Source organism: Bacillus sp. MRMR6, from assembly GCF_001940785.1.
Lineage (GTDB): Bacteria > Bacillota > Bacilli > Bacillales > Cytobacillaceae > Neobacillus.
Map to the genome: position 1 here is coordinate 1 of NZ_MSLS01000082.1, position 1132 is coordinate 1132.

Below are 1132 nucleotides of genomic sequence, written 5' to 3' on the forward strand. Positions count from 1 at the left end.
TGATGAGCCAGGTTATGAAGTTGAGTTTGATTGGGGAGAAGTAAAGCTTGAGATTGATGGAAAGCTAAAAGCATATTCATTAGCTGTATTTACATTACCATATGGCAATTATCGATTCGCAAGATTATATCAATCTGAATCACAGGTTTGTGTCCTAGATGTTCATACAAAGTTTATAGAACATGTGGGCTTTATACCTGCGGTATTTGTCTATGACAATATGAGAACCGTTGTAAAATCATTCATTGGTAATGAGAAAACCATCACCGACAGCATGAAGAACTTATCAAACTATTATCAATTTAAAATTCGATTATGCCAAACTAGAAAAGGAAATGAGAAGGGCCATGTAGAGCGTAGTGTAGAGTTTATAAGGAGAAAGGCATTTGCATCACAGCACACTTTTACTAGCTTACAAGAAGCTCAGAATCATCTCCTCCAAACATTAAAGAAACTTAATTTAAGATATCATCATGAGCATAAACAAAAACATATTGAGCTTATGAGAAAGGAGAAGGAAAAAGGACAAACGGTCACCATGACTCCATTTGATTCGGCAGAATTAATAGAGTGCCTTGTAGATAAATATAGTACGGTAGTCATCAACCAAAATCATTATTCCGTACCCGAGGGGTATGTTGGCACCTATATAAAAGCGAAAGCCGGTGCGGAAACAATAAAGCTATTTATAAATGGATGTTTAGTAGCAGAACATCCAAGAAACTGGGGCGTGCATCAATGGGAAATGGATATATACCATTATTTAGATACGTTCAAAAAGAAAAAGGGTGCCATCGCTCAAAGTGAATGTTTGAGACAGGCACCTTCACAAATAAAAAACTTATACAATGATCATTATATCGGAAAAGAGAAAGAATTCATAGAGTTACTCTTCTATATACGGGAAAACAATAAGCTTGAATGTGTATTAGGGGCTGTTAAGCAGTTGAATAATATTCGAACTGGGTATGTTTCTACGGAAAGAATCTTGTTTATTTGTGAGCAGAGTACTCCTGTTAAAGCAGATGGAGTTTATCAAGATGAAACCGCACATCAATCTGAAAAAAATATGAAAGCATAYGCAAATATGTTTAATCAAAAAGAGGAAGTGGCTCACTATGGATAATAAACA

At 35.4% G+C, this 1132-nt stretch carries 1 protein-coding gene; it reads left to right on the top strand.

Features of this window, described 5'->3' with window-relative positions; translation table 11 throughout:
• Window positions 1-1126 (top strand): Mu transposase domain-containing protein (locus BTR25_RS26675; RefSeq protein ID WP_075690937.1); only part of this gene is annotated, 1126 nt, incomplete at its 5' end.
• Window positions 1127-1132 lie beyond the last annotated feature (6 nt).